Here is a 20,590-nt window from a genome sequence, read left to right on the forward strand (position 1 = left end):
AGCATTTGTAATTACAGCTTTCGGTACCATTCCCAGCATTATCAGCACGAGCATATGTTGTCTTTGGGGTTTCAAAAAGCCAGTTTCTATATGGTCCTGAATACTGGTCCTGAATACGTGTCATGATCCAATAAATCCGATAGAAATAATAATATATATGATAAAAAATAATCATCATATGCCTGCTGTTATATCGTCCATTTGCCTTTCAATCGAAAATACTCATCGATTATTGCATCAATAATTCCTCCGCCGACCACAGCATCCCCGTCGTACAAGACTACGGCCTGTCCAGGGGTGATGGCCCTCTGGGGCACAAGAAAGTCCACCCTCAGCTTGTCCTGTCCCAATGGGGTAGCCACGGCGTCCACCCGAGGGGCTGAAGACCTTATCTTAGCCGTCACCCTGACGGGACCATCGGGCGGTAAACCTGACACATAGTTGACATCAACGGCAATCAGGGAACTCTGGAACAACTCCTCCTCCTTCCCTACCCAAACGGTGTTGGTTTCCGGATCAATTCGTGTAACATAGACCGGATAACCAAGCACCAGACCCAAACCCCTGCGCTGGCCTATAGTATAGTGGTGAATTCCTTTATGGGGTCCCAGATACTCTCCGTGGGAACCGCGGAAGCTGCCCGTCCGCTTCGCCCCCCCGTGGTGTTCTTCCACGAACTGGCTATATCTACCTGAGGAGACAAAGCATATTTCCTGACTTTCAGGCTTTTCCGCCACTGGCAGGCCGGCTTCCTTAGCTGTTTTGCGGACATCCCGTTTCAGGTATCCCCCTAGCGGAAATAACGTATGTTGAAGCTGGTACTGGTTCATGTTATACAGGAAGTAGGTTTGATCTTTGCTTCTATCATACGCAGTCGAAAGCTTGAATTGACCGCTGGTCTGATCGTATTCTATGCGCGCGTAATGGCCGGTAGCTATATATTCCGCCCCGTAGGCTAAGGCCTTTTGCAGCAGGGATTCAAACTTGATGTACCTGTTGCAGGCGATGCACGGGTTGGGGGTTCGGCCCAGAAGGTACTCGCTACAAAAGTAATCTATAACCCTGGCTTTGAATTCATCGCGAAAATTCAAGACATAATGCTTTATGCCCAGGCTCCAGGCCACTCTCCGTGCGTCGTCGACTGCCGAAAGGCTGCAGCACGCTTTGGTATCGTCCTCTGGCCGGGGCCAGATCTGCATGGTTATTCCTATTACTTCGTACCCTTCCTGTTGAAGTAGAAAGGCGGCCACCGAGCTATCTACACCGCCGCTCATGGCTACAACAACTCTCTTGCCAGACATGATATCATCCTTTGCCTCCACAAAATGACCCGGCGCAATTCTCAGCTGCTGAGAGGGAGGAGGCAGCGGCATTGGACTAGTTTCATATTTCGCTAATCTTGCTCATATAGTGCCTTGCCCTTTGAAGGTTCTTTATTTAAGTAATCTTGAATAGCCCGGTGCAAGGCATCTGCTGCCAGGTTGGAGCAATGCATTTTGACCGGCGGCAGCCCGTCAAGAGCCTCTGCTACTGCCTTGTTTGTCACCCTCATGGCCTCTTCCAGGGTTTTGCCCTTGACCATCTCGGTAACCATGCTGCTGGTAGCAATTGCAGCTCCGCACCCAAAGGTCTTAAATCTTATATCCTCTATGCGGTTGTCTACGACTCTGATCTCCATGCGCATAATGTCGCCGCAGACCGGGTTGCCCACTTCGCCTATCCCGTTTGCACCTTTGATTTCACCCACGTTGCGGGGGTTCAGAAAGTGTTCCATCACTTTGGATGAATACATTCATTGTTCACCTACCTTCGTGTATTGTTTAAAGGAGACATTTGTCTTAGTCTTTCCACAATCGGCGGCAGTACGTTCAGAACATGATCCACATCCTCCTCACTGTTACCTTTTCCTAAAGTCAACCGAAGAGAACCGTGGGCAATTTCGTGTGGCAGACCCAGTGCCAGGAGAACATGAGACGGTTCTAAGGAACCCGATGTACAGGCTGATCCGCTTGAGGCCATAACCCCTACCTGATCCAGCATCAACAGTATCGATTCTCCTTCCACAAACTCAAAGCACAGACTCACATGCCCGGGTATACGTTTGACGGGGTGCCCTGTGAGTCTTGAATAAGGAATAGCTTGGAGGAGTCCCTGTGCTAACCGCTCGCCCAGTTCTCTTAGTCTTTTGCCAGTTTCGTCCATCCTCTGTTGGGCGAGTTCAGCTGCTTTGCCGAATCCCACTATACCCGGAACATTTTCAGTTCCTGCTCGACGTTTCTTTTCCTGCCCGCCTCCATGCAAAAGCTTTTGCATCGTTATCCCTGTCCTAACATAAAGGCACCCGACCCCTTTAGGTCCATATAGTTTGTGACTCGAAGCCGACAGCATGTCAACCCCCAGATCCACAACATCTACAGGGATTCGCCCTACGGTCTGAACCGCATCACAATGAAAGGCTGCTCCAGCTTCATGGGTTATAGAAGCCAGCTCTTTGATTGGTTCAACAGTGCCTATCTCGTTGTTAGCGTGCATTATGGAAACTAAAGTGGTATTTGGTTTCAATGCTGTTTTCAGGGTTTCTGGTTCAACAATGCCGTTGCCGTCAACTGGCAGAAAGGTGACTTCAAAACCATAATTACTGAGGTACTTGCATGTATCGTAGACTGCATGGTGTTCGATGGACGAAGTTATAATGTGGTTGCCCTTATGGCGATTCGCCATAGCGTAACCAACTATGGCAAGGTTGTCGGCTTCTGTCCCGCCACTGGTAAAAACTACTTCATCCGGCAATGCGTTTAGCAGAGATGCCACTTGCTCACGAGCCTTCTCTACTGCCTGACGGGCAGTTTGACCTGCCGAGTAAAAAATGCTGGAAGGATTACCAAACCTATCGGTTAAGTAGGGTATCATGCACTCAAACACCTCTTGGTCAATTGGAGTCGTTGCGCTGTGATCCATATAAATCTGTCTCATGTCAAAACCTCCTCACTAAATCTAAGATATTTAGCGGCTCCGCACGGAAATCTTTCTTGATTCTTGAATCAGATCTTCCAATGAAAGAGAATCCAGCACTTCGGCAATTGAGTCTCTCATCTTGGACCATATCAGACGTGTCACACAAAACTCAGCACGCTCGCATTCTTCGGGAGTCTGCTCACTAACGCAGTCGACGGGAGCAATTGGTCCCTCCAGGGCCCTGATTATTTCGCCCACGGTGATGTCTCGTGGTTTTTTAGTCAAAACATACCCCCCCTGAGGCCCGCGGACGCTCTTAACTAAACCCGCTTTCTTCAGAGGCACCATCAATTGTTCTAAATATCTCTCCGATAAGCCCTGACGCTCTGCGACAATGTGTACGGCCATCGGACCTTCGTTTTGATGAAGGGCCATGTCAAGCATTGCTCTCAGCCCATATCTTCCTTTTGTAGAGACTTTCACCTCGTTTTCACCTCAATCCTTTCCTTAATTCTCAGGCCATTCCATGGTTCAGAACCAGCAAAAAACGAACTGGCAAATGCAGTTATTGCATATCCTCAAGATGCGTACTCTATCATTCTTTCCAGAGCAATGGCAGCTTTAGCTCTAATTTCCTCGGGGACAACTACTCTGGTCTGCAAATATTGCAAAGAATAAAAAACTTTATCAAGAGTGATACTCTTCATATTTGGGCAAATCAACTCTTCCGAAGCAAGGATGAATGTTTTGTCAGGGTTATTGTTTCCCAGGGAATATAGGATACCGCACTCCGTCCCAATGATAAAAATCTTACTCTCCGATTGTGTGGCATAATCAAGAATTCCTTTGGTGCTGCCCACGTAGTCGGCCAGGGCCACAATCTCCGGGTGGCATTCTGGGTGTACGAGCACCTTTGCGTCCGGAAACTGCTCTTTTAGTTGGAGCAAATGTTCCTCGCTAATACTGGCATGGGTCGGGCAGCTGGCTGAAAAGACATCAATGTGCCTACCCAGTTTCCCGGCTAGGTAAGAACCCAGGTACTGGTCAGGTATAAAGAATACCTTAGCGTTATCTGGCAGCTTTTGTAATATCTTTGCCGCATTGGACGAGGTACAACAGATGTCACTGACGGCCTTTACCTCCGCCGGGGTGTTAACATAGCACACCACAATACTCTCTGGGTATTTTTTCTTGTAACACAATACATCTTTAACACTTATATTACTGGCCATGGGACAAGTCGCTTCCGGTTCCGGTGTTAAGACTATCTTATCAGGACATAACACTGCCGCCGTCTCAGCCATAAAATCTACACCGGCAACCAGAATAATATCATGCGGGCTGTTTTTGGCGGCGATAGCCATTGCATAAGAATCCCCAACAAAATCGGCCAAAGCTTGCACCTCTTCCCGCTGATAGTAATGAGCAATAATGTAAACAGATTTGTCTCTCTTTAGACGCAGAATATCTTGTATCAAAAGTTCATCTCGGAGACCACCCACACTCTCGCCTTCTCTCTATTTCAAAAATCTGAGAATCGTGCTGATAGGACAGCCAGTTGAACGACGCCTCAGTTAAACTGAGGACACCTCTATATTCCTGGTTTTCGTTTATCATTTTCCGATGACACTCTTCTTATGTTAGAGTATAACATTATTCCTAGCGTTTTTGTCAACTTCATAGTCCGTCTTTATTTATGAATTTATGAGCTTGACGATCCAGCGGGCGTTGTCCTAATATATAGTTGGCGATGATGTGGATACAGACGCGGAAGTGGCTCAGTGGTAGAGCATCGCCTTGCCAAGGCGAGGGCCGCGGGTTCGAATCCCGTCTTCCGCTCCATTGAAACGTAGCCTCGGCTAGTGCCGAGGTGTTGTGTTTTTGTGTCAAATTAGCTTAAAAGGCAGGACATCGGTTGCGGGGCGTAGAAGTAATTAGTGTACGGGTTATGAGGGAGGGTTAGAAAACAGGATGATGCTTTCCGGGCACGGGCTGCTTTAAGGAGTTTAAGATTCTCTGTACGTGTGAAACCATTCATCAGGACAGGAGGAGCATAAATGGGATCTAAGCTGGAAAGAATAGAGAAGAATGAAGTGGCTCTGGAAATAGAGGTTCCAGGTGACAAGGTTAGCGAGGCTTTGAACAAAGCGTACCGGCGCGTGGTCAAGGATGTCTCTGTACCAGGGTTTAGGAAGGGCCGCGTTCCAAGACCGGTTCTGGAATCATATTTCGGGAAAGAGATCCTGTATGACGAAGCTTTGAACGAACTGCTTCCTGTTGCCTACGAAGAGGCAGTGAAGGAGAATGATCTTACCCCGGTAACCGAGCCCCAGATCGATGTTGTGCAGATGGAAGAAGGCAAGCCTCTTGTTTTTAAAGCCAGAGTAGTGGTCAAGCCCGAAGTGGTTTTGGGGCAGGTAGAGGGTATAGAGGTGACCACTTCACCAATTACGGTTACGGAAGAAGACGTAGATAAGCGGTTGGAGGCTATGCGCGAACGTTATGCCCGTTTGGTCAAGGTCCAAGACGATGTTACTGCCCAGGAAGGCGACGTGCTGAGGATCGATTTTGAGGGGTTCATCGACGGCGAACCTTTCCCTGGGGGAAAAGGGGAGGACTACTCTTTGGAATTGGGGTCTAGGACTTTTATTCCAGGATTCGAAGAGCAGTTGGTGGGAACCAAGACCGGCGAAGAAAAAGAGATCAAGGTACAGTTTCCTGAAGACTATCACAGCCAAGACCTCGCCGGGAAAGAAGCAATGTTTAAGGTTAAAGTCCATGAAATCAAGCGCCGGGAGTTAAGTCCCTTGAACGACGAGTTTGCCCAAGAGGTCAGTGAGTTCGAAACTCTTGAGGAGTTGCGGGAAGAGATACGCAAGAATTTAGCCAAGATGGCTGAAGAGAGAACCAAACAGCTGAGGCGAGACGAAGTGGTGGCTAAGGCTGTGGAATCAGCTGAGGTAGATATTCATCCTGCTATGATAGAAGAACAAATAGATTCGATGTTGGAAAGCTTCCAACAACGGTTGGCGCAGCAGGGCCTGACCTTGGAGGACTATATAAACGTGACCGGGACTTCCCTAGAGGCTATCAGAGAAGATTATGCTCAGGAAGCAGAAAAGACGCTGCGGGCGAACCTGGTCTTGGAAAAGATCGCTCTGGAAAAAGGTCTTAAACCGACTGAAGAGGATTTTCAGCAGCACCTGCAAAGGGTAGCTGGCGACTTCGGGATAGATGCGGACCAGCTCAAAGAGCGCGTGGCCGGCTCGCGGGGAAGGATCGAGTACGGTATAATGCTGGATAAAGCGGTTGATTTTCTGCTAGAGAATGCGGTTACCGTTCAGTCTTCAGGCCGGGAAGAAGAAAACAGAACGGATGCTGAATAAACTGGATAGTAAGGGTGTAATTTGTGACTTTGTGAGGTGAAAAGCATGAACAATTTGTCCTACCTGGTACCAATTGTGGTAGAACAGACGAGCCGCGGGGAACGGGCTTATGACATCTACTCGCGGTTGCTGAAAGACCGTATCGTTTTTCTAGGCAGTCTTATAGATGACCAGGTTGCGAACTTAATCATAGCCCAATTCCTTTTCTTAGAAGCAGAGGACCCGGATAAGGACATCCATTTCTACATCAACAGTCCGGGGGGCTCAATATCTGCAGGCATGGCTATTTTTGATACCATGCAGTACCTGCGTCCCGACGTATCGACCATATGTGTAGGCATGGCCGCTAGCATGGGGGCTTTTCTACTGGCAGCTGGGGCCAAGGGCAAGAGGTTTGCTTTGCCCAACAGCGAGATAATGATTCACCAGCCTATCGGTGGGACCCAGGGACAGGCCACCGATATCGAGATACATGCCCGGAGGATAGTCAATCTGAAAAAGCGGTTGAACCAGATACTGGCAGAAAGGACCGGGCAAAAGCTGGAAGTAATCGAACGGGACGTAGAAAGAGACTTTTTCATGACTGCGGAGGAGGCAAAAGCGTACGGGATTATCGATGACATTTTCTATGAATCCAAGCGTAAGGGTAAGAAGTAGTGCTTATTGTAATGTGAGCGAGGTGAGGTTATGCAGCGGTTTGGCAGCGACGAGAGAGGGCAGTTAAAGTGCTCTTTCTGCGGCAAGACCCAGGATCAAGTGAGAAAGCTGGTAGCTGGCCCCGGAGTCTACATTTGTGATGAGTGTATAGAACTGTGCAATGAAATAATAGAAGAAGAACTGGCCGAGGATTTTGGGTTTGAAATGGGAGATATCCCTAAGCCCCAAGAGATAAAAGATATCTTGGACCAATACGTTATCGGGCAGGAGAAAGCGAAGAAAATACTGGCAGTAGCGGTCTACAACCATTACAAAAGGATAAACCTCGGGACCAAGCTGGACGATGTTGAGCTGCAGAAGAGCAACATCCTGATGCTGGGGCCAACCGGTAGCGGGAAGACGCTTCTGGCTCAGACACTGGCCAAGATATTGAACGTGCCCTTTGCCATTGCCGATGCGACTTCACTGACTGAGGCTGGGTATGTAGGCGAAGACGTTGAAAACATCCTGTTGAAGCTTATCCAGGCGGCTGATTACGACATCGAGAAGGCAGAAAAAGGGATAGTTTACATCGACGAGATTGACAAAATAGCCCGCAAAACTGACAATCCATCAATCACTCGCGATGTATCCGGAGAAGGCGTGCAGCAGGCTCTCTTAAAGATACTGGAAGGGACTATTGCTAGCGTACCTCCCCAAGGTGGACGCAAGCACCCTCACCAGGAGTTCATTCAGATTGATACCAGTAATATACTTTTTATCTGTGGCGGTGCCTTTGAAGGAATAGACAAGATAATTCAGAACCGCGTGGGCCAGAAGTCGATGGGATTCGGAGCTGACATCAAGACCAAGAAAGAGAAGAAAATAGGGGAGATATTGGAACAGATACTGCCCCAGGACCTTCTAAAATTTGGACTGATTCCAGAGTTTGTAGGGCGAGTGCCTATCATCGTAACTTTGGACGCCTTAGACGAGTCTGCTCTGGTCAGGATTTTGACTGAGCCTAAAAACGCTCTGGTGCGGCAATACCAAAAGCTGTTCGACATGGACGGCGTAAACCTTGAGTTTACTGACGATGCCTTAAAAGCGATAGCTGAGGAGGCTATGCGGCGCAGTACCGGTGCTAGAGGTCTAAGGGCCATAGTGGAAGACGTTATGTTGGACGTTATGTACGAGATACCATCTCGGGCGGACGTCACCAAATGTGTGGTGACAAAGGATGTGATACAGAAAAAGGAAAAACCTCTCTTGGTTACCGTAGAGCCAAAAAGGAGGGTAAACTGATAAAGGCAGCGAAAGCTGCCTTTTTTTACTCCGGCTCCATCCTGATGAAAGCTTAGGTGGTGGAGATAATATGTAGTAGCATAACCACCAAAGCGTAGGGATGAGGGTGATACCGCTTGAGTGAGTTAGGGGGATTTTTCTACCTGATTCAAGTTTTCTTCGGCATAGTTATTGGATTGTATTTCTGGCATCTGTTGCGCAGGGAAAGGGGAACCAAGGCGGCCGTATTTCGAGACTCGGAAAAGGAACGGGAAAAACTCAGAAGGCTCCGTGGAATATCCTTGACCGAGCCCTTATCGAGTAAGACCCGTCCCAGCCGTTTCGAAGAAATAGTAGGGCAGGAAGAAGGGATCGAGGCTCTGAAAGCGGCTCTCTGCGGGCCCAATCCTCAGCACGTCATCATTTACGGCCCTCCGGGAGTCGGGAAAACCGCGGCTGCAAGGCTGGTCTTGGAGTACGCGAAAGCCGATCCCCTTTCTCCTTTCGGCGGTCAAGCACGGTTTGTGGAAATCGATGCTACCATCACCCGGTTTGACGAGCGAAATATAGCGGATCCTCTCATAGGTTCAGTTCATGACCCGATCTATCAAGGGGCGGGGTCCCTCGGATTGGCAGGGATCCCGCAACCCAAGCCGGGCGCTGTCACCAAGGCTCACGGCGGCATTCTTTTTATCGACGAGATTGGTGAATTGCACCCAACCCACCTGAACAAGCTCCTGAAGGTTTTGGAAGAGAGAAAAGTCTACTTGGAAAGCGCCTATTACAGTCAGGAGGACAAGAACATCCCGTCCTATATTCACGATATTTTTCAGAACGGGCTTCCCGCCGACTTCCGCTTGGTGGGAGCTACGACTAAGTCTCCGGAAGAACTTCCCGCTGCTCTCAGATCTCGTTGCATGGAAATATTCTTCCGGCCGCTCGAAAGGGACGAGATCCAGCTCATAGCCCGGAGGGCAGCGGAAAAGATCGGTTGTGCCATCGACGAAGACGCTTTGGCCGAGGTTGCGCGTTACGCTACCAATGGCAGGGAGGCGGTGAACATTATCCAGTTGGCAGCGGGGATCGCAACCGTGAAAGGGGCCTCAAGGATAGATCGGGAAATACTCGCCAGAGTAGTTAATCACGGCAGATTCAACCCGCGCTATGAGGTCCGACCGAGCCCTACTCCCCGGGTAGGAGTGGTAAATGCTTTGGCTGTTCACGGCGCTAACCAGGGACGCTTGATCGAGGTTGAAGTCTGCGCGATGAAGGCTAGAAAGGGGCAAGGACGGTGGAAGGTGACCGGGGTGATAGAAGAAGAAGAGTTCGGCGATTCTGGCCATGCTTTTAGGCGCAAGAGTATGGCCAAAGGTGCGGTTGAGAACGTAATGACCGCTCTCCGCTGGGTATATGGGCTCAAGACTGGGGATTACGACATTCACATCAATTTCCCGGGTGGGATGGCTGTAGATGGACCATCAGCCGGGGTGGCTATGGCGGTTGCGGTCTTTTCAGCCCTAAAACAATGGCCAGTCAGGGCTTATGTCGCGATGACTGGGGAGATATCAGTGGCTGGGAATGTGAAACCGGTAGGAGGGGTAATTCCCAAGATTGAGGCGGCTCGCCGCGCAGGCGTTAAACAGGTTTTCATACCCCAGGAAAACTGGCTCGAGATTTTTGAACACTGGGAGGACATAGAGGTAGTCCCAGTGGAGAGCATTGCCCAGGTAATCGAGAACGCTGTCTTGGTTGATGTTTCGCGGGACTCTATTGTATCAGGATACCCACGTGCTTTGGTTAACTGTTAAGACTGAAAACATACTTTCACCGGCTCAACCGAGGGGCATTTTTGGCAAAAAGCCTTCATTTTTTACTCATTAAAAGGCTTTTTAAGCAGTTGACCCATAATTTTAAACATGACCGCTGGATAGGTTTCTGGTACAATAAAACAGCTAAAAATCTAATGAGACGGGTATTTTCCGGTTGTCCGGCGTTGATGCCCTCTTACATTCGTTTTTTTCATATAGTAGAATATACTTGCGGTTTGGCCGTAATAGGAGGTGTAATTTGGGGTGTACGAGGGGAAGGAGTACTACTATCGCGAAATCCCACTGCTGCCGCTAAGAGGTGTTTTGGTATTTCCCCACATGGTTATACATTTGGATGTAGGCCGGGAAAAATCCATCAACGCCATTGAGGAGGCTATGCTTGAGGACAAGAAGATTTTCTTGGCCACTCAGAAGGAAGCCCAGACCGATGATCCGGGGGAAGATGACATCTATCAGATAGGCACCATTGCTGAGATTAAGCAGATACTAAAGATGCCCGGAGGTACCATGCGGGTACTGGTGGAAGGGCTGAACAGGGCCGAGATTCAGGGATACATCTTTTTTGAGCCTTTTATTAAGGTTGGCATCAAAGAGTTCAAAGAGTACCCTGACAGAAAAGCCCCTGAGATAGAAGCTTTGATGAGGACTCTTATTTACCAGTTCGAGCAATACGTTAAAATGAGCAAGAAGATACCGCCGGAGACTGTGGTCTCGGTGGTGGCCATCGAGGAACCGGGGAGGTTAGCCGACGTTGTCGCTTCTCACCTGTCTTTGCGGGTGCATGAGAAACAGGCGATACTGGAATCACTTGATGTCAAGAAACGGCTGGAGATACTGTGTGAAATCTTGGCCAAAGAGATGGAAGTCTTGGAGCTCGAAAGAAAGATAAACATCCGGGTCAGGAAGCAGATGGAGAAGACCCAGAAAGAATACTACCTGCGCGAGCAGATGAAGGCCATCCAAAAAGAGCTGGGAGAAAAGGATGAAAGGGTGGCAGAGGGAGAGGAACTGAGGGAAAAGATAGCCCAGGCCAAGCTGCCACCTGAGATCGAAGAGAAGGCCTTAAAAGAAGTAGAGCGGCTGGAAAAGATGCCTCCCATGGTAGCGGAAGCGGTGGTGGTACGTAACTACCTGGATTGGCTGCTTTCCATGCCGTGGTCGCAGGAAACCAGAGACCGTTTGGATCTTGACGTTGCCCAGAAGATACTGGACGAGGACCACTATGGTTTGACCAAGCCCAAAGAACGGATACTCGAGTACCTGGCTATAAGGAAGCTGGCTCGAAAAATGAAGGGGCCCATTTTGTGTTTCATCGGGCCTCCGGGAGTGGGTAAGACCTCGCTCGGAAAGTCTATTGCCAGGGCCTTGGGGAGAAAGTTCGTGCGCATGTCTCTGGGCGGGATCAGGGATGAAGCGGAAATTAGAGGACACCGCCGCACCTATGTAGGTTCTTTGCCTGGGCGTATTATCCAGGGAATGAAGCAGGCAGGAACTAAGAATCCTGTTTTCTTGCTGGACGAGGTGGACAAGATGAGCTCCGACTTTCGGGGAGATCCCGCTTCGGCTTTATTGGAAGTGCTGGATCCTGAACAGAACCACATGTTCAGCGACCACTACCTGGAGGTGCCGTTTGACTTATCTAAAGTGATGTTTATAACGACTGCCAATTCTCCCTACAGCATCCCGCGTCCTCTGTTGGACCGGATGGAGGTCATTTACATCTCCGGGTACACTGAAGAGGAGAAAACCAGGATCGCGCTGGACTATTTGGTACCGAAACAGATCAAAGAACACGGTCTGAAAAAGAAGAATATCGGTTTCTCTGAAGGCGCTATCCGCAAGATAATCAGGCAGTACACGCGGGAGGCCGGGGTGCGTAACTTGGAACGGGAGATTGCTACCATCTGCCGTAAGGTGGCTCGGGAAGTGGTGGCTGATAAAAACAAGTCGGTTAGGGTAACCAGCAATTCGGTACCGACTTTCCTGGGAGCAGAAAAATACCGGTACGGTACGGCAGAAAAAGAAAATCAAGTCGGGGTTGCTACCGGCATGGCCTGGACCGAGACCGGTGGTGACACCCTGTCGGTGGAGGTCGCTTTGCTTCCCGGAACCGGTAAATTGACGATGACGGGACACCTAGGCGATATCATGAAAGAGTCGGCCCAGGCCAGCCTTTCCTATGTGAGAAGCAAAGCGGGGGAGCTGGGGATCACCGAGTCCGATTTTCACGAGAAATACGATGTGCATCTACACGTGCCAGAGGGGGCTATTCCTAAAGACGGCCCTTCGGCGGGCATTGCTTTGGCTACGGCTTTGGCTTCGGCTTTTTCCAAACAGCCGGTCCGGAGCGATGTAGCCATGACCGGAGAGATTACTTTAAGGGGAAGGGTTCTCCCTGTAGGCGGGATCAAGGAGAAAGTGCTGGCTGCTCACCGGGCGGGCATTACCACAGTCATTCTGCCTGCCGAAAATAAAAAGGACCTGGAAGAGGTTCCTGCCAATGTTAAGAAGAAGATGGAATTTGTGTTGGTAGACCATATGGACCAGGTACTGGAAAAGGCCCTGGTTAGAGGAATGCCTGAGGCTAAAGAAAGCCTGGGAGAAGTCATAGGACCTGTTGCCGAGCAAACCCTTCAATGAAGAACATGAGAGTGAAGAAAGCTGAATTCAAGGGCTCTTACGTAGATATAGAATCTTTGCCTGCATCGGGGCTGCCGGAAATAGCTTTGGCTGGAAGGTCTAATGTAGGCAAATCTTCTTTGATCAACTGCCTCGCCAACCGGCGGAACCTGGCTCTGACCAGCTCTACCCCTGGCAAGACCAGGACTATAAACTACTACCTTTTCGATGATGCCTGGTTTTTGGTGGACCTGCCGGGCTACGGGTATGCCAAAGTCTCGCAGGCAGAGCGCAAGCGGTGGAGCCTTTTGATAGAAAAGTACCTCAAGGAGAGGCGCCAGCTGAAGTGCGTTGTTCAGGTCGTAGACATACGGCATCATCCAACTGAAACGGACAAACTCATGAGCGAGTGGCTAGGTTATCACCAGATTCCCCGCATAGTAGTAGCTACCAAGGCCGACAAGATAGCCCGCGGAAAATGGAAAACGCAACTGGCGGCTATCCAGCGGGAACTCCGTTTATCAGATCCACCGCTATGTTTTTCCAGCCTCACCGGTGAGGGAAGGGATGAGCTGGTACGGGCTATTGGTGAAATGGTAGGAATTGAGAATTAAGAATTAAGAATTAAGAATTAAGAATTAAGAATTAAGAATTAAGAATGCACTCTTTAGTACGGTGTGGCACTAAACAACAAAAATGGTTGCCGGTTGTTGAGCAAATGTGGTATTAATATTAATGCAACATACAAACGACAACTGAATGATACGAGGTCTTGGGTGTCCTTGTCCCGGTGGGAAACCGAGACGAGGTTAAAAAGGGAACCAGGTGAGAATCCTGGACGGTCGCGCCACTGTGAGCGGGGAGCGACATTCCCGGTAAGCCACTGTTCGAACATGTATCCGGTTTTAAGCCAACCGGTTGCGTGCCGGATGGGAAGGTGGGAATGGAGCAAGGATCCGCGAGTCAGGAGACCTGCCCGAGACTACGCATCGTCATCCTTCCGCATGAGAGGGGGAGTGCGGTATGAGGGCATATGTGAGCTTATGAGTACGAACCTCACTTCTTTCAGTGGAAGTGGGGTTTTTTAATTGGTTTCTGGTTCGAATGAGTAGCCGTAGACGGAGACTCGGTGTTTGACGTCTAAAGAAAGATGCTGGTTTGGTTTAGTGAAGGTTTTGGCTGAGGGAGGGTTAAAATCTATGCATAAGAACCGCAGACGTTATCGTCTGATAACATTGATTTGCTTATTGGCAAGTTTGTTAACAACGGTTGTTCTGCCAGGAACCGCAGAAGCCCAGGTGAGTTTTGATGACCTTGCCGCCAGGGCGGTGCAGAATAATTATGTCTTGTTTCAAACTGGGACTCCAGTAGATGACGGTTGGACGAGTTTCGGCGCTTACGATGCATATGTGCTTGATAAGGCCGGAGTCGATTTGAGCAGCTGGGTTTATGAGAGCCAGAGTTTTAAGGATAAGGTTCTGGCGAAAACATACCAGATACTGTCCAATCCTAGCGGTACTTATTCATCTAAACTCCTGGCCCAGCATCTGCTGGCAGTCCAGGCTTTCGGGGATAATGAGAAAGCCAACCAACTGCTTCAGATACTGAACGACCGTCAGAAAAGCACGGGAAACGGGTCTTTTGACGACAACGCTTTCGGCGACATCGCGGCTTTTGAGCTTTTGGGAAGGGCAGGGGTAATAGACCAGGTTTACGATAAAAATGCGGCCATTGAGTATATTCTAAGCCAAAGGGATATGAATACCGGGGCTTGGACCAGTTCCTGGAACGATACTGTGGCAACCTGCCAGGCAATCCGAGCTTTGGATTATCTAAAGGACTATGCCTTAGGGGACCAGACAGATGCTGTGACACAGGCCATAGAGGCGGGCCTCGAATGGCTGAAAGCACTACAGAAAGAGAATGGCAGTTTTCAAGATGACGCTGGTTGGGACGACCCTGCAATAGACACCGCGGAAGTAATATATACCTTAACTCTTTTAAATATGGATCCCCGATCCTGGAAAAACAGCGAAGAAAACAGTCCGGTTACCTATCTTTTGACCGGAGCCCTTAACGGGGACGGAACTTTCGGGACCAGCAAGAACATAATGGATAACACCTGGGTTCTTGATGCCTACCTGATGCTGGATGCTACCGTAACACCTGCCTTGTTGGTAAACCCACCGCAAGCCACAGTCAGCGTGGGATCCACACAAGCTTTTACAGCCCAATTATTCCAAGTAGATGGAACCGAAACCGATGTAACATCGCAAGCAGTATGGGAAGTAAGTGATGACAGTGTCGCCAGTATAGATACTGGAGGCGTGCTTAGTGCCCTTGCTCCAGGTACCACCCTGGTGAGGGCGAGTTACGGGAGTCTGACCGGAACGGCAACGGTAACAGTAGCTGCCGCGAATTCTGGGTCAGGCACGACCCCTGGATCCGGTACAATATCCGTGAACATTGCGGTGGTCGGCAAGGATGGATACCTCTTATACGGACCGGGTTCGGTGGAGCTTTCTCCCGACGATAGATTCAGGCTGACAGCGATGGGGGCTTTGGACAAAACGGGTTTGAGCTGGGAGTTTTCGAGCCAGTGGCCCGGGCTGGTGGTTGCTATAGAAGGCGAACGAAACGAGGGGATGAACGGCTGGTGCTACAGTGTGAACGGAAGCATGCCGAGTGTTCTGCCCGGCGACTGCTCGGTGCGTCAAAATGACAAGATTATCTTCTGGTACAGCACCAACGCCATGTCCGGCGGTCCTAAATGGGAGGATCTCGTTAGCGGTAAATACCTGCAAGAAGTTCAGACGGCAGCGATAAGCCCCGAGATTGTGCAGGCGGTTAAGGAAACCGTCAGCCGATACCAAAGCGAGCTGGAGCAGGTGTTGACCGGGACCAAGATCCTCAACCGGGAGCAGGTCATGTCAAAATCCGAGGTCGAAGCTTTGAAAAAGGAGTTAGCGGAAAACCAGGTATCCGTAACCGTGAAGGTTGGAACGGAAGAAGCCGTGCTGGCAGATACCAAGCAGGAGGTGTCGTTGCTCATACCCGCCAAGGCCTTGAACGAGACGGTAGAAATATCGCTCAAGGAATTGAATTCGTCCCAAGTTGACGTGCAGGTCCCGGGTAAAATCGCATCATCGCTTTATGAGTTTGAGCCCAGCGGCACCAAATTCGCCTCCCCCGTCACCGTAACTATTAAGCTGCCGGTAGACGAGGACATGAAGCTGGAACTCCTGACCCCGGCTTGGTACGACGAGAAGAACAAACAATGGGTGCCTATTCCCGGCTTGATAGACGCCAAGAAAGGGTTGGCCGTATTCAAAACCGACCACTTTACCAAGTTTGCGGTAATCGAGTTGCCGCCGACGAACCAGGTGGTCGCGACGAAACAACCGGAAAAGACAATTTCTTTCCCCGACGTCGGTGAGAACTTTGCTTGGGCCAAGGAAGCTATAGAGTACCTGGCAGCCAAGGGTGTTGTCCGCGGAACCGGCAAGGGCTTCGAACCGGATCGTCCGGTAACCAGGGCAGAATTCGCTGCGATGGTGGCAAACGCCTTAGGCCTGACTCCGGACAAGGTCAGAGGCACTGGCTTCCGAGATGTAAAGTATGAAGACTGGTTTGCAGGTGTTATCGGGGCGGTAGCCAACCAGGGCATTGCCAGCGGTTACCCCGACGGTACTTTTGGTCCCGGCCGAACCATAACCCGCTTCGAGATGGCCTCGATCCTAGCCCGGATGCCCGCAGTGCCAGCACCCGGACAGCTAAGCCAAACAGTTCTAAGAGATAAAGAATCTACCCCTGCTTGGGCCCGGAAAAGTGTGGAGTACGTTGTAGAACGCGGCCTCATGAGAGGCTGTGAAGGATCAACCTTCCAGGGTCAAAGGAGCACGACCCGGGCAGAAGCGGCGGTGGTCGTCTACAGGTATTTGAAATCGCAGGCCGCAGAACCAGGGTCAAAATAGGGTGCAAGGCGCAGGGAGTTGAAGGGCCCCGTTTAAGCAGGGACTTTGGGGGAGGAATGATGTTTTGTTAAAACGCCGACTGGGTTTTTGTTTGGCAGTCCTGATGGTTGTCTTCCTGGCCGTGACGGTTGCCGGTTGTGGCAACCGGACGGCCAATGATGTTGCCGGCAATAAAACAAAGGAAGCAGCTGTTCAGAGCGCAGGCCCGGAAAAAGATGCGGATCGAATCCCTGTTTCTGCAGCGGCCAAAGACGGTGAGGCAAAAAACGATACCGTTCAGGAGAAAACGCTTGGAAAAACGGCGGACACTAAGGAGCCTACCGGGACAAAAGCAAGTCCCGGTACCGCTTCTGACCAGGATGCTTTCCTCGAAAAAGGTGAGGGAAAAACCGGACAAACCGCTGCTACGGTGCACCTCGTGGTAACGAAAGACTTCGGAAGCTCGAAACTTCTGGACAAAAAGGTTCGCATGGAACCCGGCTGGACCGTGTTCGATGTTCTCCAAGCTAACTCTCAGGTGAAAACGGGGTACAGCGGCGGCTTGATTACCGGGATCAACGGGGTAGAGTCGCAGAGTGGGGGGTTCTCAGGCCCACGGGAAGACTGGTTTTTCTTTGTCAACGGTATCTGCTCGGACGTAGGGGCAGGCGATTACGAGCTGAGGGCTGGCGATTCGGTGTGGTGGGACTACCATTCATGGGATACTTTTGGATTGGTTAACTCGGCAGTGATAGGCTGCTACCCGGAGCCGTTCCTCCATGGCTACCGCGGGAAAACAAGGCCAACTACCGTTTTGTGCGCTCCAGGGAGCTTGGACCTTGGACAGACCCTGAAAGAGGCCCTAAAAGCCAGCGGAGTTTCTTCGGTTGGGGTTCGAATTCTGAACGAGAGCCTGCTTTCACCGAGATCGGGACCAACCATCGTGGTAGGCGAGTGGAGACATCTAAAAGATAGCCCTTACCTAGACAAGCTGAACCAAGGGTACCGGCGGAACGGGACGTTTGTCCACTTCACCGAGGATGGAGTCGAACTGCTCGATTACAGGGGAGAGACTGCGCGGGTGTATGCTACTAACGCTGCGGTCATAGCGGCTACCGGCGAGGGACTGGGAGATGGCAGTCCTCTGTGGCTGGTAATAGGTATCGACCGCGAGGGGCTGGAGCAAGCGGTCGAGGCCCTGGCCGGGCGGCCGGAGAAAATATCCGGGCTGTACAGTGCAGCTGTCGTAGAAGGTAAAGTAATGAGGTTACCGTTCTAAGGGAAGGCAGGAAAGTAGCGATGCTGGCTTACCGGCAGAAAGGCAACTTGATTCATACGCTCCATCCGGTTACTATGCTGGTATTTATCCTGGCGGTATTCCTGCTGTCCCTGGTGTTTTCTCATCCCGCTTACCTCTTGGGCCTGTTCGTGGCAGTTGGAGCGGTCATTATCGCCTCTGATACTGCTCGGGAATGGCGGTCATACATGAAGCTGACACTGGCCATGATTCTCTTAATCGTTCTAATTAACGCTGTGGTGGGGCAGGCTGGTTCAACCCCGCTGTTCTCCGGGGCCAGGGTGCCTCTTTTGCGTCATTTGAGGGTAACCGTGGAAGGCCTGGCTTACGGAGCAGGCATGGGGCTGAGGCTCTTGGTTGTGATAAGCGTTTTTTGCCTGTACACCTATGCGGTGCACCCCGACAAGATATTGAGCCTGCTCAGCAGATGGATGACGAGGTCCACTCTTGTCATAACCCTTGCTACCCGCCTTTTTCCTTTGATGGTAGGTGATTTTTACCGGATAACCGAGGTCCAGCGCTGCCGGGGCGTTAAGTTCGAAGGCGGCAGGTGGTGGGAGCGTGCGGGCAATCTGGTTCCGGTAGCCAGCGTCCTGTTGCTTTCTTCGCTTGAGCGTTCGTTGCTCCTGGCCGAGTCCATGCACGCTAGGGGCTTCGGGAGTGGGCCTCGGAGCTATTACCTGAGGGAGCTGTGGCGACCGCGGGACTGGTTGATACTGGCAGGCGTGATGATCGGAGCAATTACCGCGTTAGTAGCCGTGGGGCGGGGCTGGTCCGATTATATGTATTACCCTCACTTGGCGGCTATTACTGGTAGGGAAGTCGGCCTGGCCTTGGTCATGGCTGCTATGTTTTCAGTACCTGCTGTTCTCGCTTGGGGGTGGGAAAGTTGGCCTTGGTTAAGATCGAAAATCTGACCTACTACTATCCCGGCACGGAAAAGCCGGCTTTAGACAGGATCAACTTGTCTATCCCTGAGGGACAGTTCGTTCTGGTAATCGGGGGTTCGGGAAGCGGGAAGTCCAGTCTGCTCCGGGTTATAGCCGGTTTGATCCCTGGTTTTTACGGGGGCAAATACGGCGGCAGGGTTTATCTCGACGGTACCGAATTGCGGGAACTCGACAAAAGAAGCCTGGTACAGAAGGTGGGTATAGTCTTTCAGGATCCCGAGGCGCAGATGGTTATGACCGGGGTGGAGCAGGAAATCGCTTTTGGCCTTGAAAACCTCGGGCTGCCTCCCAAGCTTATGAGACGCCGGGTGATGGAGGTCACGGAAGCTCTCTCGTTAACAGGCTCTCTTTCTCGATTTATTCCAGAGCTGTCGGGCGGGGAAAAACAAAAGGTGGCCTTGGCATCGGTCCTGGCAATGCAGCCAGAGGTGTTGTTGCTAGACGAACCCACATCGCAGCTCGATCCCGTGGCGGGAGAGGAAATACTCACCATGGTGAGGAGGCTGAACGAGGAAAACGGTATCACGGTGGTCCTGATCGAGCAACGCCTGGAGAGGTGTTTTCACCTGGCCGACCGGGTGCTGGTGATGGACGAGGGGAGGATTGTTTATGACCACCACGCTCCCGAGGCCATGGCTGAATGGGCTGTGAGGGGCGGGACGCCGTTTGTCCCTCCTCTGCCCAAGTTGTTCGCCAGCGTGGGGAGCCGGAGCATTCCGGTTACGGTCAAAGAAGGACGAAGGCTTCTTAGGAACTGGACTTCGGACCGCGGGTTTCCAGCTTCGACATGTGCTGAGGGCAGGCTACGCGTGGTCAAGGCTGAGTCTAAGCAACCTGCTCTAGAGGTCCAGAAACTGTGGTTCACTTACCCTGGTGGAAGCGAAGTGCTGAGATCGGTAGACTTAGCCATTCAGCCGGGCAAATTCGTGGTCGTAATGGGAGGGAACGGAGCAGGAAAGACTACTCTTCTCAAAAACATAAACGGCTTGCTCAGACCGTCTCGTGGACGGGTTATCATTGTGGGGCGGGATACCAGAATGCTGCCCGTTGAAGAGCTGGCAAAGACGGTCGGATACCTATCGCAGAACCCTAACGATTATTTGTTTATGCCTACGGTAAGGCAGGAGATAGAGTTTACTCAGAAAAACCTGGGAGTTGAGAACGATGCAACCGGGAAGCAGATTCTAAATAGGCTAGGCCTGGAAACGATTGCTGACCGTAATTCTCGCGATTTGAGTACCGGGGAACGCCAGCGGGTGGCACTGGCTTCGGTTCTGGCAGCCAGGCCCGAGCTGCTGCTCTTGGACGAGCCCACCCGGGGTCTCGATTATAGATTAAAAGAAGAATTGGGCGGTATCTTGCTGGAACTTAAAGCCGGGGGAGCTACTGTGGTCGTAGTAACGCATGATGTCGAGTTTGCTGCCGAGTACGCCGATGAGATAGTGTTGATGGCTGGAGGAGAGGTTATGGAACAAGGAAGCAAGTACGATGTGCTTACGGGTTCAACTTTTTATTCACCGCAGTTGAACAAGCTGTTCCACAACATGATTCCCGGCATAGTTACTTTCGACCAGGCCAGGGAAGCCTTAGTCAGTTTGATGAACTGCTTTGAACACGAGGGCGGGGCTTCCTTCCGGGGGTAATTTCGAGGACGAAACGGTAAACAGCAAAAAGCGGGGGA

General features: G+C 51.0%; 15 protein-coding genes, 1 tRNA gene and 1 riboswitch. Of the genes, 11 read left to right on the forward strand and 5 right to left on the reverse strand.

Annotated elements, in window-relative coordinates; translation table 11 throughout:
- Positions 1-188: 188 nt before the first annotated feature.
- The 5 genes from mnmA to nadA all read right to left on the reverse strand — a co-directional run bounded on the left by mnmA (position 189) and on the right by nadA (position 4,457).
- Positions 189-1,301 carry a tRNA 2-thiouridine(34) synthase MnmA gene (gene mnmA, locus HPY90_RS00640; RefSeq protein ID WP_287189929.1) on the reverse strand — a complete coding sequence of 371 codons (1,113 nt, stop codon included), beginning with the start codon at positions 1,299-1,301 and terminating at the stop codon, positions 189-191.
- 92 nt (positions 1,302-1,393) lie between these two features.
- Complete coding sequence (gene nifU, locus HPY90_RS00645) at positions 1,394-1,792, reverse strand: Fe-S cluster assembly scaffold protein NifU (RefSeq protein WP_287189932.1); 399 nt, start codon at positions 1,790-1,792, stop codon at positions 1,394-1,396.
- Positions 1,793-1,803: 11 nt separating this feature from the next.
- Positions 1,804-2,973, reverse strand: a complete 1,170-nt coding sequence (gene nifS / locus HPY90_RS00650; RefSeq protein ID WP_287189934.1) for a cysteine desulfurase NifS — start codon at positions 2,971-2,973, stop codon at positions 1,804-1,806.
- A 30-nt stretch (positions 2,974-3,003) separates the two neighbouring features.
- Positions 3,004-3,438, reverse strand: a complete 435-nt coding sequence (locus HPY90_RS00655; RefSeq protein WP_013174495.1) for an RrF2 family transcriptional regulator — start codon at positions 3,436-3,438, stop codon at positions 3,004-3,006.
- Between the two features lie 95 nt (positions 3,439-3,533).
- On the reverse strand, positions 3,534-4,457 hold the full coding sequence (gene nadA / locus HPY90_RS00660; RefSeq protein ID WP_287189938.1) for a quinolinate synthase NadA: 924 nt from the start codon (positions 4,455-4,457) through the stop codon (positions 3,534-3,536).
- Positions 4,458-4,722: 265 nt separating this feature from the next.
- Here nadA and HPY90_RS00665 point away from each other — a divergent pair.
- The 11 genes from HPY90_RS00665 to HPY90_RS00715 all read left to right on the forward strand — a co-directional run bounded on the left by HPY90_RS00665 (position 4,723) and on the right by HPY90_RS00715 (position 20,552).
- Positions 4,723-4,797 (forward strand) — tRNA-Gly (locus HPY90_RS00665).
- 215 nt (positions 4,798-5,012) lie between these two features.
- Positions 5,013-6,341 carry a trigger factor gene (gene tig, locus HPY90_RS00670; RefSeq protein ID WP_287189941.1) on the forward strand — a complete coding sequence of 443 codons (1,329 nt, stop codon included), beginning with the start codon at positions 5,013-5,015 and terminating at the stop codon, positions 6,339-6,341.
- Between the two features lie 45 nt (positions 6,342-6,386).
- A complete protein-coding gene (gene clpP / locus HPY90_RS00675) occupies positions 6,387-6,998 on the forward strand; it encodes an ATP-dependent Clp endopeptidase proteolytic subunit ClpP (RefSeq protein ID WP_287189944.1) in 612 nt (203 codons plus the stop codon).
- Between the two features lie 30 nt (positions 6,999-7,028).
- Positions 7,029-8,282, forward strand: coding sequence for an ATP-dependent Clp protease ATP-binding subunit ClpX (gene clpX / locus HPY90_RS00680; RefSeq protein ID WP_013174499.1), 1,254 nt, complete (start codon positions 7,029-7,031; stop codon positions 8,280-8,282).
- Positions 8,283-8,398: 116 nt separating this feature from the next.
- Positions 8,399-10,069: an ATP-dependent protease LonB gene (gene lonB, locus HPY90_RS00685; protein ID WP_287189947.1), complete on the forward strand. Its 1,671-nt coding sequence runs from the start codon at positions 8,399-8,401 to the stop codon at positions 10,067-10,069.
- Between the two features lie 264 nt (positions 10,070-10,333).
- Positions 10,334-12,730, forward strand: coding sequence for an endopeptidase La (gene lon / locus HPY90_RS00690; RefSeq protein WP_287189950.1), 2,397 nt, complete (start codon positions 10,334-10,336; stop codon positions 12,728-12,730).
- A complete protein-coding gene (yihA, locus tag HPY90_RS00695) occupies positions 12,727-13,323 on the forward strand; it encodes a ribosome biogenesis GTP-binding protein YihA/YsxC (protein WP_287189952.1) in 597 nt (198 codons plus the stop codon). The genes lon and yihA overlap by 4 nt, the downstream gene beginning before the upstream one ends.
- A 143-nt stretch (positions 13,324-13,466) precedes the next feature.
- A riboswitch (cobalamin riboswitch) is annotated at positions 13,467-13,703 on the forward strand.
- Positions 13,704-13,908: 205 nt separating this feature from the next.
- Positions 13,909-16,683: an S-layer homology domain-containing protein gene (locus tag HPY90_RS00700; protein ID WP_287189954.1), complete on the forward strand. Its 2,775-nt coding sequence runs from the start codon at positions 13,909-13,911 to the stop codon at positions 16,681-16,683.
- 64 nt (positions 16,684-16,747) lie between these two features.
- Positions 16,748-17,941 (forward strand): DUF4430 domain-containing protein, encoded by a 1,194-nt coding sequence (locus tag HPY90_RS00705; RefSeq protein ID WP_287189956.1) that lies wholly within the window; start codon positions 16,748-16,750, stop codon positions 17,939-17,941.
- 20 nt (positions 17,942-17,961) lie between these two features.
- Positions 17,962-18,876, forward strand: a complete 915-nt coding sequence (locus HPY90_RS00710) for an energy-coupling factor transporter transmembrane component T (protein WP_287189959.1) — start codon at positions 17,962-17,964, stop codon at positions 18,874-18,876.
- Positions 18,840-20,552, forward strand: a complete 1,713-nt coding sequence (locus tag HPY90_RS00715; RefSeq protein WP_287189961.1) for an ABC transporter ATP-binding protein — start codon at positions 18,840-18,842, stop codon at positions 20,550-20,552. The genes HPY90_RS00710 and HPY90_RS00715 overlap by 37 nt, the downstream gene beginning before the upstream one ends.
- Positions 20,553-20,590: the final 38 nt, after the last annotated feature.

This window comes from Syntrophothermus sp. (assembly GCF_013314835.1).
Classification (GTDB): Bacteria; Bacillota; Syntrophomonadia; order Syntrophomonadales; family Syntrophothermaceae; genus Syntrophothermus; species Syntrophothermus lipocalidus.

Coding starts and splice junctions, on each gene's coding strand:
- mnmA (WP_287189929.1), bottom strand. CDS start 1,301: ATGTCTGGCAAGAGAGTTGTTGTAGCCATGAGCGGCGGTGTAGATAGC.
- nifU (WP_287189932.1), bottom strand. CDS start 1,792: ATGTATTCATCCAAAGTGATGGAACACTTTCTGAACCCCCGCAACGTG.
- nifS (WP_287189934.1), bottom strand. CDS start 2,973: ATGAGACAGATTTATATGGATCACAGCGCAACGACTCCAATTGACCAA.
- tig (WP_287189941.1), top strand. CDS start 5,013: ATGGGATCTAAGCTGGAAAGAATAGAGAAGAATGAAGTGGCTCTGGAA.
- clpP (WP_287189944.1), top strand. CDS start 6,387: ATGAACAATTTGTCCTACCTGGTACCAATTGTGGTAGAACAGACGAGC.
- clpX (WP_013174499.1), top strand. CDS start 7,029: ATGCAGCGGTTTGGCAGCGACGAGAGAGGGCAGTTAAAGTGCTCTTTC.
- yihA (WP_287189952.1), top strand. CDS start 12,727: ATGAAGAACATGAGAGTGAAGAAAGCTGAATTCAAGGGCTCTTACGTA.
- HPY90_RS00700 (WP_287189954.1), top strand. CDS start 13,909: ATGCATAAGAACCGCAGACGTTATCGTCTGATAACATTGATTTGCTTA.
- HPY90_RS00710 (WP_287189959.1), top strand. CDS start 17,962: ATGCTGGCTTACCGGCAGAAAGGCAACTTGATTCATACGCTCCATCCG.